Below are 15129 nucleotides of genomic sequence, written 5' to 3' on the forward strand. Positions count from 1 at the left end.
TATTCATACTCATCTGAATCGTATTATAAGACGAAAACCGTTTGCGTACGGATTTCAGACAGACGCAAACGATTTTCGTCTTGATTTACGTCCGGAATTAAGACGCAAATTGCGCTTTCGTACGGCTAAATGCCAGACGCAATTCGTTTTCGTCCGTCAATACGTCCGCAATCCAGACGAAAAAGCCCCGAGCTCGTATGAACTCGGGGCTCTTTGTGCCGCGCATCTATGAGAGGAGAAATTCGATGCGTACGGGCGCTACTCCATGTAGTCACCCTGAATGGCGGCAACCTCGTCGTTCCCCGCCTGATGGGCGTGCTCAAGGCATCCGTTCCCCTCTTTATCGACGTTACGGGCAAAAAGCTCGTCGAGGAGACCATCCGCACGCACCGCGGCGTGGCCGACGCCATCGAGGCGCGCAACCCCACCGCCGCGCACGACGCCATGTATCTGCACCTGGTCTACAACCGCAACATGATCGCGGAAGGCGCGATGGCGAAAAGCGAGTAAGGGCATCGCGACAACCGATTTCAACCGTTCACCTTTTAAAAGTGAACGTTCACCTATTTTTAGGAGAATAGGGGCGTCAATTCCTCCGCTTCTCCTATACTGAGCTTGTATTAAAAGCAAGACTTATATAGATGAACGTTTCTTTTGAAAGGATCGCTATGTCTGATCTTATGGACAGCTTCCGCCTGGATGGCAAGGTCGCACTCGTGACCGGCGCCACCTACGGCATTGGCATGGCCATTGCCGAGGCGCTCGGCGAGGCCGGCGCCAAGATCGCCTTTAACGCCCGCCACGCCGACAAGGTCGCCGAGGCAGAGAAGCACTACCGCGAGCTGGGCTTTGAGGCTCACGGCTACGTGGCCGATGTCACTGACGAGGCCGTCGTCGCCGAGCTCGTCGCCAAGATCGAGGCCGATTTTGGCACCACGCCCGACATCCTGGTCAACAATGCAGGTGTTATCCAGCGCACCCCCATGCTCGACATGAGCGCCGAGGACTTCCGTCGCGTCGTCGACATCGATCTTAACGCCCCGTTCATCGTCTCCAAGGCCTGCCTGCCCGGCATGATCGCCAAGGGTCACGGCAAGATCATCAACATCTGCTCGATGATGAGCGAGCTTGGCCGCGAGACCATCGCTGGCTACGCCGCTGCCAAGGGCGGTCTGAAGATGCTCACCAAGAACATCTGCTCCGAGTTTGGCGAGGCCAACATCCAGTGCAATGGCATTGGGCCTGGCTACATCGCCACGCCGCAGACCGCGCCGCTGCGCGAGACGCAGCCCGACGGCAGCCGTCACCCGTTTGACCAGTTCATCATCGCCAAGACCCCGGCCGCCCGTTGGGGCACGCCCGAGGACCTGAAGGGCCCCGCTGTGTTCCTGGCCTCCGATGCCTCGAACTTCGTCAACGGCCACATCCTCTACGTCGACGGCGGCATCCTGGCATACATCGGCAAGCAGCCCCAGTAGGCGCTGCGCTCCCACATTTAGGTTCATTTAGTAGTTGCGGTGAAATAGGGATTGATTTTGACTTCTACCAGGCAAGACGGTCCGTATTTCACCGCAAGTTAGAAATAGGAAAGGTATTTCGCAATGAAGATCGCTCTCATCAACGAGAATTCTCAGAACTCCAAGAACCCCATGATCGAGGCTGCCCTTAAGAAGGTCGTCGAGCCCATGGGCCACACCGTCTTTAACTACGGTATGTATGCCGATGCCGACTCCAAGCCGCTCACCTACGTTCAGAACGGCATCCTTGCCGCCGTGCTGCTCAACTCCGGCGCTGCCGACTATGTCGTGACCGGCTGCGGCACCGGCGAGGGCGCCATGCTCGCCTGCAACTCCTTCCCCGGTGTGCTCTGCGGCCATGTCGCCGACCCGCTGGATGCCTACACCTTCGCCCAGGTCAACGACGGTAACGCCGTCGCCATGCCCTTCGCCCTCAAGAACGGCTGGGGCCAGGAGCTCAACCTCGAGTACACCTTCGAGAAGCTCTTTGGCTTCGGTTCCGGCAACGGCTATCCTGCCGAGCGTGTTGAGCCCGAGCGGCGCAACAAGAAGATCCTCGACGGCGTCCGCGCTGTGACCATGCGTCCGCTCGTCGACGTCCTGGGCGAGATCGACCAGGATCTGGTCAAGGGCGCCCTGGCTGGCGAGCACTTCCAGGAGTACTTCTTCGCCAACGCCACCGACGAGGCAATCATCGCCAAGGTCAAGGAGCTCCTGGGGCTCTAATCGCACGACCCATCGCAGCGAACGCAAGCGGCGGCCGCCCCAACACGGGACGGCCGCCGCTTTTTGCTATCAAATGGTGCAATGGGGTCAGGTTATCTCACACCATGTTGGCTCAAAGAGAGCAAGATTAGGATTCCTCGATAATCTGTCGGCATGCCGCTGCAAGAGCGGGAAACTCTGATGTCACCGCGTCCCAAACCACGGCGCGATCGACGTTGCCGTAATCATGGGCAAGATAGTTACGCATCCCCACTATACCGCGCCACTCAATCTCGGGATGTAGTCGCTGCGCCTTCTCGGACAGCTTACCCGCCTCCTCCGTCACCCTGAGGGCACACATAAGGAGAGAATCGGCGAGTGTCCTGGCCTTGATGTCATCCGCATGGAGGAACTCGTCTTCCGTCACACCGAACGCTTTGATTCTCTCGGTCGTCTCATCAATCGCCTCGAGAATCTCCTGGGCGCGCAACGCATCTGATTTACGGGCGAACATACAGCACCACACCCTCCCTCTCGATGGCATGCGCAATGTCTTCTCGCAAGTGTTCGCTCGAAACGACGTCGACCTGCTTGCCTGTTGCCTCTTTGATCTCCTCCGCGAACGAGGAAAGAGCGAATAACCCAAATGTCGCATCGGAATCGACCTCTATACGCAGGTCGATATCGCTATCGGTATTTGCGTCACGTCGAGCATACGAGCCGAACAACGTGACCGACCGAATCGCCTTTCGAGTACCCGCCGCGCGAGCAACGGCATCCCTGATTTCAGCAACGGTCAAAACGTCGGTCTTCGCCTCGTCCCGTTTGACTGAAAGAGAAGGGGTAAATGGAAGCGACCGCTCCCGCAGCATCTGACGCATGAACATGTTGACCGCCACGGAAGACGTCATGCCGAGCTCCTCGCAGAGCTCGGCAAACGATTCCTTAATTGATGCATCAACACGGACGCTCAAAACTGAAGCACTCATCTTAGCCTCCTGTATGACAGTAGCTATACAATATCATACAGAGAAGCAAGATGACTGGTGCAAAGGGGTCAGGTTTGTATGCACCAGATTGGTGCAAAGTAACCTGACCCCCATGCACCAAGGGGTTGACTAGAGTTCGCAGGCAACCTTGTAGCCATCGCCGATGGCATCGCGGATGTTGCCGCACTTGTTGGCATCGCCCAGCACGTGGGTGGCAACGCCGGCAGCGGCAAGGTCGTCGGCCAGCTTGGTATTGGGACGATAACCCATGGCAAGCACCAGCGTATCGGCATCGGCGATGGTGTGGATCTCGCCATCCTTCTCATAGCTGATGGCATCCTCGGTAATCTCGGTCACCTTGGCCTCGGTCAGCACGTGGACGCCCTTGGAGAGCATGCGCGTGATGAGCACCGCGCGACCGGCGCCACCTTCGTTGGCGGCGAGCGTCTTGGTCATCTCGATGACGGTGACGTCGCGGTTTGCCGGCGACAGGTCGTTGACCAGCGGAGCCAGATAGTCGGCCGTCTCGCAGCCGACGGTGCCGCCGCCCACGATGACGATCTTCTTGCCCGGGAAGGCATTGCCGCCCAGCAGGTCGTCAGCCGTCATGACCTGCTTAAAGCCCTGCATAAAGGCCGGAGCGATAGGCTCGGCGCCATAGGCCAGGACAACCTCATACCCGGCGTAGTCGCGCTGAATGTCCTCGGCAGTAAGCTCGGTGCCAAATACGCACTTCACGCCGGCCTCGGCCAGGCGACGATACTGATACTTGATCACGCGGGTGAGTTCCTGCTTTGCCGGCGGAACGGCTGCGATACACATCTCGCCGCCCGGCTCGTCCTGCTTATCCACGAGCACCACGTTGTGACCGCGCTTGGCGGCAATGAACGCCGCCTCCATGCCCGCGGGACCGGCGCCCACAACCAGTACGTTCTTGGCCTCGGCGGCAGGCTCGTAGCCGGCCTCGTCGCGCTCCACGTCCGGGTTGACGGTGCAGGAGATGCGCTTGCCGAACATAATGCCGTTCAGGCAGCGCAGGCAGCCAATGCAGGGACGGATATCATCGGCGTTACCGGCAGCGGCCTTATTGCAGAACTCGGCATCGCACAGATTGGCGCGGCCCATCATGCAGATGTCGGCAGCGCCGTCCTCGATCAGCTCCTCGGCAATCCATGCCTCGTTAATGCGGCCGACGGTAGCGACGGGAATGTTCACGTGCTTCTTAATCTCACGCGAGCAAGCGGCGTGCGAGGCCTGCTGCGTGCCAGCGGCGGGAATCGCAGAGCCGCGCTTGATGGTGGTGCCGCCCGACACGTGGATCATGTCGACGCCGGCCTTCTCCAAGCGACGCGAGACGTAGATCATGTCGTTGAGGGTCAGACCGCCATCGGTGTACTCGTCGCCCGAGATGCGGACGTCGATGATGAAGTCCTTGCCGCAGCGCTCGCGAATCTCGGCGATAACCTCGAGCAGGAAGCGCATGCGAGCATCGAGCGAGCCGCCGTACTCGTCGGTACGCTTGTTGTAGAGCGGGGTCAAGAAACCGCCGAGCATGCCGTGGGCGTGCGCCGCATGGACTTCGACGCCGTCGACGCCAGCCTTCTGCATACGCACGGCAGCGTCGCCAAACTGATGCGTGAGCTCGTGGATTTCATCGACCGTGATAGGACGCGGCGCCTCGCGGGCATAGGACGGGCCCACAAAGGACGGAGCGATCAGGCGCGGCGTGCCCGGAATGTTAAAGGCCATGTAGGCGGGGTGGAAGAGCTGCGGCATGATCTTGCAGCCGTACTCGTGAACGGCTGCGGCGAGCTTTTCCCAGCCGGGGATAAACGTGTCGTCGTAGCAGCACATGTCACCCGGCAGATAGGTATAGGTGGGCTCGACCGTCACGACCTCGGTGATGATGAGGCCCACACCACCCTTGGCGCGGGCGCGGTAGTGGTCGACCAAGTCGTCGGTCACATAGCCATGATCGGCCAGGTTCGTGGATACCGGCGGCATAAAGACGCGGTTCTTGACCTCGGTCGTACCGACCTTGATCGGGCTAAAGAGCATCGGGTAGGCGGATGACTCCATACAGGCTTCCTTTCGTTTGAGCCGCTCGGCGGCAGTTGCTAACGTACCTATCGTATCAGCAACCGCCGCGTCCGTACCCGCTCGCACTCCCCCGCCTTTAATCCGATCCCCACAAAAAGTTGCGGTGGAATACGGAGTAGATGAGGCTTTTGACAGGCAAAACAGTCCGTATTTCACCGCAACTGATGGGCGGAGTGGAATTGAGGGCTCAGGTAGTCAGTCATGCCCTCATCCGCCACTCCCTCACCTACAGCGCGCCGTCCAGCATAAGGTTCACCTTGAGCACGTTGACCGTGGGCTCGCCGAAGACGCCCAGGAATCGGCCCTTGGTGCACCGGGCGATGATCTCGCGCACCTCGCCTTCGCTCTTGCCCGTGGCCTTGGCAAGGCGCGGGACCTGGTACTCGGCGGCATCCGGAGAGATCTCCGGGTCGAGGCCGGACCCCGAACACGTCACCAGGTCGACGGGCACAGCGTCCATATCGGCATCGGGGTTGGCGGCGCGGATCTTCTTCACGCGCGCATCCACAAGCTGCCGATACTCATCACTCGCCGGGGACAAATTGGACGGGGCACCATACGCCATGAGCCCGCCATCTTCGCCTTCGACAATTGACACGTTCTGGATACGACCCCACATGTGGGCTTCGTCATCGAAGTTCTGGCCGATGAGCTCGGAACCCACAACCTTGCCGTCGACCGTAATGAGCGAACCGTTCGCCTGATACGGGAACGCAACCTGGGAGATGCCGGTCACGACGAGCGTATAGCCCAGGCCGCAGACAACGGTAAACAGCGCGAACACGCCCAGTGCGCGCGATGCAACACCTTTGAACATACATACCTCCGTCTACATCATGCCAATGCCGAACAAGGCCAGCAGCATGTCGATAATCTTGATGAATACGAACGGCGCCACAATACCGCCCAGGCCCCACACCAGCAGGTTGTGGGTCAGCAGCTGGCCGGACGAAAGCTCGCGGTACTTCACGCCTTTCAGGGCGGCAGGAATCAGCGCGACGATGACCAGCGCGTTGTAGATAATGGCGGACAGCACGGCAGTCAACGGGCTGGTGAGCCCCAGGATGTTGAGGGCGTCCAACCCGGGGTAGATCGGCGAGAATAGCGCCGGGATGATGGCGAAATACTTGGCGACGTCGTTGGCGACCGAGAAGGTCGTGAGCGAGCCGCGGGTCATGAGCAGTTGCTTGCCGATACGCACGATATCGATGAGCTTGGTAGGGCTGGAGTCGAGGTCGACCATGTTGCCGGCCTCCTTGGCAGCCTGGGTGCCCGTGTTCATGGCCACGGCGACGTCGGCCTGGGCCAGAGCGGGCGCGTCGTTGGTGCCGTCACCGGTCATGGCGACCAGGTGCCCCTCACGCTGGAACTCGCGGATCTTCTCGAGCTTGCCTTCAGGGGTGGCCTCGGCCAGGAAGTCGTCAACGCCGGCCTCGGCGGCGATTGCCGCGGCGGTGAGCGGGTTGTCGCCCGTCACCATTATGGTCTTGATACCCATGCGGCGCAGGTCGGCGAACTTCTCCTTAACGCCGGACTTGATGATGTCCTTAAGGTACACAACGCCCAGCACACGGCAGTTCTTGGTCACGACCAGCGGGGTGCCGCCGGCCTTGGCGATGCGCTCGACGGCCTCGTCGCACTCCTGGGAGAACACGCCGCCGGCTGCCTCCACATAAGTGCGCACGGAATCGGCAGCGCCCTTGCGGATCTCATTGCCCTCGTAGTTCACGCCGGACATACGCGTTGCCGCGGTGAACGGGATGAACTCCATACCCTTATCCTCGAGCGTGCGACCGCGCAGACCGAACTGCTCCTTGGCGAGCACGACGATGGAACGACCCTCGGGGGTCTCGTCGGCCAGCGAGGAAAGCTGGGCGGCATCGGCCAGCTCCGCGGGATCGACGCCGTCGACCGGGATGAACTCGGCGGCTTGGCGGTTACCCAGGGTGATGGTGCCGGTCTTGTCGAGCATGAGGATGTCGACGTCGCCGGCGGCCTCGATGGCGCGGCCGGACATGGCCAGCACGTTGGCCTCGTTCAGACGGCTCATGCCGGCGATACCGATGGCGGACAGAAGGGCGCCGATGGTAGTGGGAGCCAGGCACACGAGCAGTGCCACGAGCGTGGTCACGGCCGTGGGGTTGACCATGTCGTTAAGACCGGCCGAGAAGCAGGAGTAACAATACAGGGCCAGCGTGACCAGGATAAAGACGATAGAGAGGGCCACCAGGAAGATCTCCAGAGCGATCTCGTTAGGGGTCTTCTTGCGCGCGGCACCCTCGACCATCGCGATCATCTTGTCCAGGAAGCTCTGGCCGGGTTCGCTGGAGATCTTGACGATGATCCAGTCGGATAGCACCGTGGTACCGCCGGTAACGGCAGAGCGGTCGCCGCCGGCCTCGCGGACCACGGGGGCGGACTCGCCGGTGATGGCGGACTCGTCAACGGAGGCAGCGCCCTCGATGACGTCGCCATCGCCGGGAATCTGCTCGCCGGCGCGTACGATCACCAGGTCGCCGCGCGTAAGCTCGGTGCCGGGAACGACGGTGAAGTGCTCCTTGTCCTCAACGGACTCGATGCGATGGGCCTCGACATCCTTCTTGGCCGCACGCAGGGAATCGGCCTGAGCCTTACCGCGGCCCTCGGCAAGCGCCTCGGCGAAGTTCGAGAACAGGTCTGTGAGCCACAGGATGACCGCGATGGCGACCACATAGTAGGTGGGCACACCCGCGTCCTGCACACCGAAGATGGAAGCGACGGCCAAGACGGAGGTCATGCCGGCGGAAAGCCACACCAGGAACATGACCGGGTTTTGAATCTGGACGCGAGGATCCAACTTGGCAAACGAGTCGCGGACCGCGCGGCCCATCATGTCTTTTTGCATAGCCATAAATCTGCGCCCTCCTTTACGCAATCATCTGGAAGAACTCGGCAACGGGGCCAAGCGCCAGGGCCGGGAAGAAGCTCAGGGCACCGATCAGCAGAACGATGAACACGAGCAGGAATACGAACATGCCGTTGGTGGTAGACAGGGTACCGGCGCTCTCGGCGACCTTACCTTTCTTGGCCAGCGAGCCGGCGATAGCCAGCGTACCGATGATGGGCATGAAGCGGGCGAACAGCATCTCGAGGCCGAGCATGACGTTGATCCAGGGAATGTTGCAGTTCATGCCTGCAAACGCCGAGCCGTTGTTGCCGCCGCATGAGGTGAAGGCATACAGCACCTCGGAGAAGCCGTGCGCGCCACCATTGTTGAGCTGGTCGGCAAGACCGGGCACCATGCAGGCGATGGCCGAACACACCAGAATGGCAAACGGAGTTGCCAGGCACAGGACAACTGCCCAGCGCATCTCGCCCGGCTCGATCTTCTTGCCCAGGAACTCAGGCGTGCGTCCGACCATGAGGCCGGCGATGAACACTGTGAGGATGGCGAAGCCGATCATGCCGTACAGGCCGCAGCCCACGCCGCCGAAGACGACCTCGCCCAGAGCCATCTGGAGCATCTGGACAAAACCGCCCAGCGGGGTGTAGGAGTCGTGCATGGAGTTAACCGAGCCGTTGGAAGCAGCCGTCGTGAAAGCGGACCAGGTGGAAGAGGAGGCGATACCGAAGCGGCTCTCCTTGCCCTCCATGTTGCCGCCAGCCTGGCCATCGGTCATCTCGATGTTGACCGCGCCGCCATCTGCCAGCTGCGGGGTGCCCGCATGCTCGTTGAGGGCGATGATGCCGGCGAAGATCACCAGCAGGATGAACATGGCGGCAAAGATGGCCTTGCCCTGCTTGGTGTTTTTGACGCCGATACCGAAGGTGAAGCAACAGGCGGCCGGGATCAGCAGCAGGCTGGTCATCTCGATGATGTTGGTGAAGGCACTGGGGTTCTCATACGGATGAGCGGAGTTCACTCCGAAGAAGCCTCCGCCGTTGGTGCCGGACTGCTTGATGGCGACCTGAGGAGCCGCGGGACCCTGGGGCAGGAACTGCTCGGTGACCACGCGCGCGCCCTCGACAACCTTGCCGTCGACCTTGACCGTGTCGCCCTCGATCTGGGCGCCGTCGATGACGCTCCAGCCGCCGTCTGCATTAGGCTGGACAGCGACGGGCTCTACGAGCTCAGCCTTCTGAGCCGGCTGGAAGTTGGAGATGACGCCACCGGCAGCCAGGCAGATGCCGAACACGAGGTTCAGCGGGATGAGCACATACAGGACGGTGCGGGTGAGGTCGACCCAGAAGGAACCCAGACCCTGCTCCTTGACCTGACGGAAGCCGCGGATCAGCGCGAACATGACCGCGATACCGGTGCCGGCGGAAACGAAGTTCTGCACGGTGAGACCCATGAACTGCACAAGGTAGGACAGGGTGGTCTCACCGGAGTAGGACTGCCAGTTGGTGTTGGTTATGAAGGAAGCAGCCGTATTGAACGACAGGTCCCATGACACACCCGGCAGGTGCTGGGGATTGCCTGGCAAGAAGGACTGAAACGCCTGGAGTGCCACAAGAGCCACGAGGCCGATCCCCGAAAAGACCAGCACGCTCGCCAGATAGCGCCTACACCCCATCTGCTCTGCCGCGTCGATGCGAAGCAGACTATAGACGCCACGCTCCACAGGAGCAATCACAGGCGACAGGAACGTATGCTCACCATCCATGATATGGGCCATGAACCGACCGAGCGGAACGGCCAGGACGACGAGCACGGCAAAGTACAAGATGTACTGAATCGCAGCGTCCATAGTTTACGAATCACTCCTCATCAGAATGTAGATGTAATAGATAAGGAGTCCAATGCAGACGACTCCGATGATGGGAATGAGGATGTCCATTTACCGCCCCTTTCACGCGCGGTCCGATGTCTCGGACGCCTGCTCTCGCAAGCGTCTGGGGACAGTAAACGCTTCTAGGGATTAAAGAGGCGTGAGGGCCGGGGCTCACGTCCTTAAGATGCCGTAAAGATGCAGGTAGAAAGCACTATTGCGGCTGCAGTGCGCCTATACTCGACCTCGCGAGCATACAGTGGCGTCCTCACCGCGTATGCACGCATGGACAACGTTTCAGAAAGGCTACGCTATGCAACGCGACGCATCGGACACTCGCGTCAACCCAGACCTCATCCTCAAGGCAATTGAGAAAGACGAGGCCGCCGATGACGCTCGAACCAGCCGGGGACACCTCAAGATTTTCTTTGGCTACGCTGCTGGCGCAGGCAAAACCTATGCGATGCTTCAAGCCGCCCACGCCGCCAAGCGGCGAGGTGTCGACGTCGTCGCGGGATACATCGAGCCGCACGAACGTCCGGCAACTGCCAATCTTGCACAAGGGCTTGAGAACGTGCCCTGTAAACTCATCGAGCACAACGGCATTGCGCTCAGCGAGTTCGATCTAGATACGGCTATCGAACGCGCCCCTCAGCTCATCCTTGTCGACGAGCTTGCTCATACGAATGCGCCGGGGTCTCGCCACGACAAACGCTATCAAGACGTCGAGGAACTTCTACATGCGGGAATCGACGTCTATACGACCGTGAACGTTCAGCACATCGAGAGCCTAAACGACATGGTTGCATCCATCACCGGCGTTGTCGTGAGCGAACGAATCCCCGACCGTATCTTCGATGATGCCGACCAGGTCGAGCTCGTCGACATAGAGCCCGAAGACCTACTTGAGCGCCTTCGCGCCGGCCTCGTCTACCGTCCCGCACAAGCCGACCGAGCGCAACAGCATTTTTTTACCGTCGAGAACCTCACCGCACTCCGAGAAATCGCGCTGCGCCGCTGCGCCGATCGCACCGGCCACCTCACAGATGCCGCACGCGTGCTGGGAAACCGTGACTACTACACCAGGGAGCGTATCTTAGTCTGTGTCTCCCCGGCGCCGACCAATCCCCGCATCGTCCGTGCCGCCGCACGCATGGCGAAAGCGTTTCGCAGCGAGCTCGTCGCCCTGTTCGTAGAGAGCCCGCGCACGCAAGCCATGAGCGATGATGAGCGCGCCAAGCTTGCAGCCAATATCGCCCTAGCCGAGCAGCTCGGAGCACATATGGAAACCGTCTATGGCGACGACATCGCGTTTCAGATCTCCGAGTTCGCGCGCCTGTCGGGTATTTCGAAGATCGTCATGGGGCGCACGGGCGAGCGCAGCAGCGTCCGTCAGGCCCTCTTCGGCCGCAAATCTCTCGTAGAACAGCTCATAACATTCGCCCCGAACCTCGACATTTACATCATTCCAGACCAGTCGACTCCGCCCTCCCGGCCCAAAGGACGCCGCCGCGCGGTCGCCCTGCAGCCGCCCAACAGCCGAAACGTGCTTCGCACGCTGGCCCTCTCTCTTGTCGCCACGGCGATCGGCACGGCTTTCCGCCATCTGGGATTTGCCGATTCCAGCATCATATCCCTCTATATCCTCACGGCCCTGCTGACCGCCGTCACCACGACGGGGCGTATCTGCACGATCGTATCGAGCGTGCTCTCTGTAGTGCTTTACAACTTCTGCTTCGTCACGCCTCTGTTTTCGCTCGCCAGCTACGACCGAAGCTATCTGGTCACGTTCGGCATCATGTTCGCTACCGCTATGGTCGCCGGCGAGTTAACTGCGCGCATCGCCGACAACGCCCGTACCTCCGCCGAGAACGCATTCAAAACGCGCGTACTCCTCGAAACGAACCAGCTCTTGCAGCAAGCCCATAGCGCGGAGGAGTGCGCCCGCGTCGCCATGAACCAACTCGTCAAACTGCTAAAACTCGACGTGGTCTTCTACCCCGCCGAACACGGCACGCTCGGCAAGGCGCTCTATGAGTCCGCTGGCACCGAAAACCGATCCGCGTCGCTGCTCACCGACTACGAGCGCGCCGTTGCAACCTGGACCTACACCAACAACAAGCGCGCGGGCGCAAGCACGCGGACCCTGCCTGAGGCGCGCTGTCTCTACCTCGCGGTTCGCACCGGCGACAAGGTATTCGGTGTCATCGGCATCGCCCTGGAGGGGCGCGAGATCGAAGCCTTCGAGCATTCGATCGTCCTATCTATCGTAGGCGAATGCGCCTTGGCGCTCGAAAGCGACCGGGCGGCGCAAGAGCGCGAAGAGGCTGCGGTCTTGGCGAAAAACGAGCAGCTGCGCGCCAACCTTTTGCGCTCCATCGGCCACGATTTGAGGACACCCCTCACGGCTATATCCGGATCTGCGGCAATCCTTCGGAAGAGCGACGAGAAGCTCAGCCTCGAACAACGCTGCGATCTTGCCGATGCCATCTACGACGACTCCCTCTGGCTTATCGATACCGTGGAGAACCTCCTCGCCATCACACGCGTCGAGGACGGCACCATTCGCCTCAACTTAACATCCGAGCTCATCGACGAAGTCATCGAGGCCGCCCTCAGCCATGTCGCCCAAGCATCGCATGGACGTGCCGTCACCATCGAGCACACTGACGACATCCTGCTGGTACGCATCGACGTCCATCTCATCATGCAGGTGCTTACGAATCTCATCATGAACGCCTTCAAGTACACGCCCGAGGACTCGACTGTCACCATCAGCGCGCGTCGCGAGGGTGCGTTCGTCGTGGTGGACGTCGCAGACGATGGGCCGGGTGTGGCAGACTGCGACAAGCCTCATATCTTTGAGCGCTTCTTTACCTCAGGCAATACGCGGCCCGTGGATTCGCGTCGAAGCATCGGCCTTGGGCTGTCGCTCTGCCGCTCCATCGTGGAGGCGCATGGCGGCGTCATCGAAGTTCGCGACAACCACCCCCATGGGGCCGTCTTCCGTTTTACCCTGCCCGCTGAGGAGATCGAGATTCATGAATAATGCCGCTAAGCCACGCATCCTCCTGGTCGAAGATGACCTGACCGTTCAAAACCTCGTTTCGACCGCGCTTGACCTCCACGGCTATGTCGTGAGCAAGGTTTGCAACGGCCAGGCCGCCATCATGGATGCGGTGTCGCACGGCCCCAGCCTCATCATGCTCGACCTCGGCCTTCCCGACATTGACGGTATCGAGGTCATCACGAAGATCCGAAGCTGGTCGGCAGTCCCCATTATCGTCATTTCGGCGCGCACCGAAGATTCCGACAAGATTGCAGCACTTGACGCAGGGGCAGACGACTACCTCACCAAGCCCTTTTCTGTGGATGAGTTGCTCGCGCGCGTCCGCGCGAATTTGAGGCGCTCCTCGATGGCGTCGAGCGAGTCGACAGAAGCGAGCACGTTCGACAACGGTCCGCTGCATATCGACTACGCCGCGGGATACGCGACGAAAGACGGACGCGAGCTCTCGCTCACCCCAACCGAGTACAAATTGCTCGTCCTTCTGGCGAAAAACGTCGACAAGGTGCTCACCCACACCTTCATCACCCGCGAGATATGGGGCACGAGCTGGGACAGCGATCTGGCGAGCCTGCGCGTGTTCATGCGCACCCTGCGCAAGAAGATCGAGGCAGACCCCTCTCATCCCAAGATGATTCAGACGCACATGGGTGTCGGGTACCGCATGCAGCGTCTCTAGCCCACCCCACAAAAAGTTGCGGTGGAATACGGATTAGATAAGGCCTTTGACAGCCAAAACAGTCCGTATTTCACCGCAACTGATGGGTGGGATGGAGTTAGAGGCCCAGATAGGTAGTCATGCCTTCGACGGCGAGCTTGGCGCCGGCTACGGCGTGAACAACCGTCAGCGGGCCGTTAACCACGTCGCCGGCGGCAAAGACGCCAGGCACGGTGGTCATACCGTACTCGTCGACCGAAAGAAGGCCGCGATGATCGGTCTCCAGACCGCCCGTCGTAAGCACAAGCTTGTCCTTGGGCACCTGCGAAGCCGCGATCACAACTGTGTCGGCGGACACATGGTCGAGCTCTTCCTCATAGCCCACCACGTTGTTGTCCTCGTCAAAGATAGCCGTCTCGAACACCGGACCGTTATCATCGATGGCGCAGATCGCCTTGCCGCGCACAATCTCGGCACCGTCAAGCTCGGTCAGCTCCACCTCGTCATCGATGGCAGAGATATGGCGCGATCGGGCATACACAGTGACCTTGCGGGCACCCGAGCGCAGGGCCGTGCGGGCAACATCCATGGCCACATTGCCGGCGCCGATAACCGCCACGTTCTGCCCGATTGCCACGCTCGTGGGATCGACCAGATAATCGATACCAAACAGCACGTTGCCGCGCGACTCGCCGGGAATACCCAGCTTTCGAGCTCGCCAGGTACCAGTACCGACAAAGACCGCATCGTAGCCGTCGCGCAGCAGGTCGTCGATATGCAGCGCGCCACCGATGGTGGTCGAGGGACGCACGCGCACGCCAAGCGAGCACATCACGTGGCGATACTTTTGCACGAGCGCACGGGGCAGGCGGAACTCGGGGATACCGTACTCCAGCACACCGCCGATCTCGGGCCGCTGCTCAAAAACAGTGACGGCGCAACCCAGCTGCGCCATCTTAATTGCCACGGTAATGCCGGCTGGGCCGGAGCCGACCACAGCGACCTGCTTGCCACACGACGGCGCGGGCGTCCACTCCTTACGATCCAAATACGCTGTCGAGATATAGTTCTCGATGCTCGAGAAATGCACCGGCGCGCCCTTGCGGCCCTGGATGCAAGCGCCCTCGCACTGGCCCGAATGATTGCACACCATGGAGCAGACCGCGCTCATGGGATTGTTCTGGAACAATAGCTCGCCCGCCTCTTCTAGACGACGCTGTTTGAACAGGTCGATGACCTGCGGAATAGGCGTCTGAACCGGGCAGCCCTTAATCTGACAGAACGCCCTTTTACAACCTAGGCAACGATTCGCCTCTTCGACAATGTGGATAGCCACGCAACT

The 15129-nt window shown here is 60.6% G+C and carries 12 protein-coding genes; 5 read left to right on the forward strand and 7 right to left on the reverse strand.

What is annotated here, in order from left to right; all coding sequences use genetic code 11:
• Positions 1 to 228 precede the first annotated feature (228 nt).
• The 3 genes from LK493_RS02515 (at position 229) to LK493_RS02525 (ending at position 2243) form a co-directional block, all read left to right on the forward strand.
• On the forward strand, positions 229 to 510 hold the full coding sequence (locus LK493_RS02515; protein WP_227790015.1) for an FCD domain-containing protein: 282 nt from the start codon (positions 229 to 231) through the stop codon (positions 508 to 510).
• Positions 511 to 668: 158 nt separating this feature from the next.
• Positions 669 to 1478 carry a gluconate 5-dehydrogenase gene (locus LK493_RS02520; protein ID WP_195535999.1) on the forward strand — a complete coding sequence of 270 codons (810 nt, stop codon included), beginning with the start codon at positions 669 to 671 and terminating at the stop codon, positions 1476 to 1478.
• Positions 1479 to 1601: 123 nt separating this feature from the next.
• Positions 1602 to 2243: an RpiB/LacA/LacB family sugar-phosphate isomerase gene (locus LK493_RS02525; RefSeq protein ID WP_227790016.1), complete on the forward strand. Its 642-nt coding sequence runs from the start codon at positions 1602 to 1604 to the stop codon at positions 2241 to 2243.
• A gap of 127 nt (positions 2244 to 2370) precedes the next feature.
• Here the strand turns inward: LK493_RS02525 and LK493_RS02530 are convergent, their stop codons facing one another.
• From LK493_RS02530 to kdpA, 6 genes are all read right to left on the reverse strand, one after another.
• Positions 2371 to 2736 carry a HepT-like ribonuclease domain-containing protein gene (locus LK493_RS02530; protein WP_227790017.1) on the reverse strand — a complete coding sequence of 122 codons (366 nt, stop codon included), beginning with the start codon at positions 2734 to 2736 and terminating at the stop codon, positions 2371 to 2373.
• Positions 2723 to 3211, reverse strand: a complete 489-nt coding sequence (locus LK493_RS02535) for a type II toxin-antitoxin system RelB/DinJ family antitoxin (RefSeq protein ID WP_227790018.1) — start codon at positions 3209 to 3211, stop codon at positions 2723 to 2725. Before LK493_RS02535 ends, LK493_RS02530 begins: the two co-directional genes overlap by 14 nt.
• Before the next feature lie 129 nt (positions 3212 to 3340).
• On the reverse strand, positions 3341 to 5290 hold the full coding sequence (locus LK493_RS02540) for an NAD(P)/FAD-dependent oxidoreductase (protein WP_227790019.1): 1950 nt from the start codon (positions 5288 to 5290) through the stop codon (positions 3341 to 3343).
• A gap of 247 nt (positions 5291 to 5537) precedes the next feature.
• Complete coding sequence (kdpC, locus tag LK493_RS02545) at positions 5538 to 6128, reverse strand: potassium-transporting ATPase subunit KdpC (RefSeq protein WP_227790020.1); 591 nt, start codon at positions 6126 to 6128, stop codon at positions 5538 to 5540.
• 12 nt (positions 6129 to 6140) lie between these two features.
• Complete coding sequence (gene kdpB / locus LK493_RS02550; RefSeq protein ID WP_227790021.1) at positions 6141 to 8201, reverse strand: potassium-transporting ATPase subunit KdpB; 2061 nt, start codon at positions 8199 to 8201, stop codon at positions 6141 to 6143.
• Between the two features lie 16 nt (positions 8202 to 8217).
• Positions 8218 to 10041 (reverse strand): potassium-transporting ATPase subunit KdpA, encoded by a 1824-nt coding sequence (gene kdpA, locus LK493_RS02555; protein ID WP_227790022.1) that lies wholly within the window; start codon positions 10039 to 10041, stop codon positions 8218 to 8220.
• A 334-nt stretch (positions 10042 to 10375) separates the two neighbouring features.
• Here kdpA and LK493_RS02560 point away from each other — a divergent pair, with 334 nt between their 5' ends.
• Both LK493_RS02560 and LK493_RS02565 read left to right on the forward strand, forming a co-directional pair.
• Positions 10376 to 13111, forward strand: a complete 2736-nt coding sequence (locus LK493_RS02560) for a sensor histidine kinase (RefSeq protein WP_227790023.1) — start codon at positions 10376 to 10378, stop codon at positions 13109 to 13111.
• The gene (locus LK493_RS02565) at positions 13104 to 13808 is read left to right on the forward strand and encodes a response regulator (RefSeq protein ID WP_117583373.1); all 705 of its coding nucleotides are present in this window, start codon (positions 13104 to 13106) and stop codon (positions 13806 to 13808) included. The genes LK493_RS02560 and LK493_RS02565 overlap by 8 nt, the downstream gene beginning before the upstream one ends.
• Before the next feature lie 97 nt (positions 13809 to 13905).
• Here the strand turns inward: LK493_RS02565 and LK493_RS02570 are convergent, their stop codons facing one another.
• Positions 13906 to 15123, reverse strand: a complete 1218-nt coding sequence (locus LK493_RS02570; protein ID WP_227790024.1) for an FAD-dependent oxidoreductase — start codon at positions 15121 to 15123, stop codon at positions 13906 to 13908.
• Positions 15124 to 15129 lie beyond the last annotated feature (6 nt).

Source organism: Collinsella aerofaciens (assembly GCF_020709435.1).
Classification (GTDB): domain Bacteria; phylum Actinomycetota; class Coriobacteriia; order Coriobacteriales; family Coriobacteriaceae; genus Collinsella; species Collinsella aerofaciens_AU.

Coding starts and splice junctions, on each gene's coding strand:
- LK493_RS02565 (WP_117583373.1), top strand. CDS start 13,104: ATGAATAATGCCGCTAAGCCACGCATCCTCCTGGTCGAAGATGACCTG.
- LK493_RS02560 (WP_227790023.1), top strand. CDS start 10,376: ATGCAACGCGACGCATCGGACACTCGCGTCAACCCAGACCTCATCCTC.
- kdpC (WP_227790020.1), bottom strand. CDS start 6,128: ATGTTCAAAGGTGTTGCATCGCGCGCACTGGGCGTGTTCGCGCTGTTT.
- LK493_RS02535 (WP_227790018.1), bottom strand. CDS start 3,211: ATGAGTGCTTCAGTTTTGAGCGTCCGTGTTGATGCATCAATTAAGGAA.
- LK493_RS02520 (WP_195535999.1), top strand. CDS start 669: ATGTCTGATCTTATGGACAGCTTCCGCCTGGATGGCAAGGTCGCACTC.
- LK493_RS02515 (WP_227790015.1), top strand. CDS start 229: ATGAGAGGAGAAATTCGATGCGTACGGGCGCTACTCCATGTAGTCACC.
- LK493_RS02540 (WP_227790019.1), bottom strand. CDS start 5,290: ATGGAGTCATCCGCCTACCCGATGCTCTTTAGCCCGATCAAGGTCGGT.
- LK493_RS02530 (WP_227790017.1), bottom strand. CDS start 2,736: ATGTTCGCCCGTAAATCAGATGCGTTGCGCGCCCAGGAGATTCTCGAG.
- kdpA (WP_227790022.1), bottom strand. CDS start 10,041: ATGGACGCTGCGATTCAGTACATCTTGTACTTTGCCGTGCTCGTCGTC.
- kdpB (WP_227790021.1), bottom strand. CDS start 8,201: ATGGCTATGCAAAAAGACATGATGGGCCGCGCGGTCCGCGACTCGTTT.
- LK493_RS02525 (WP_227790016.1), top strand. CDS start 1,602: ATGAAGATCGCTCTCATCAACGAGAATTCTCAGAACTCCAAGAACCCC.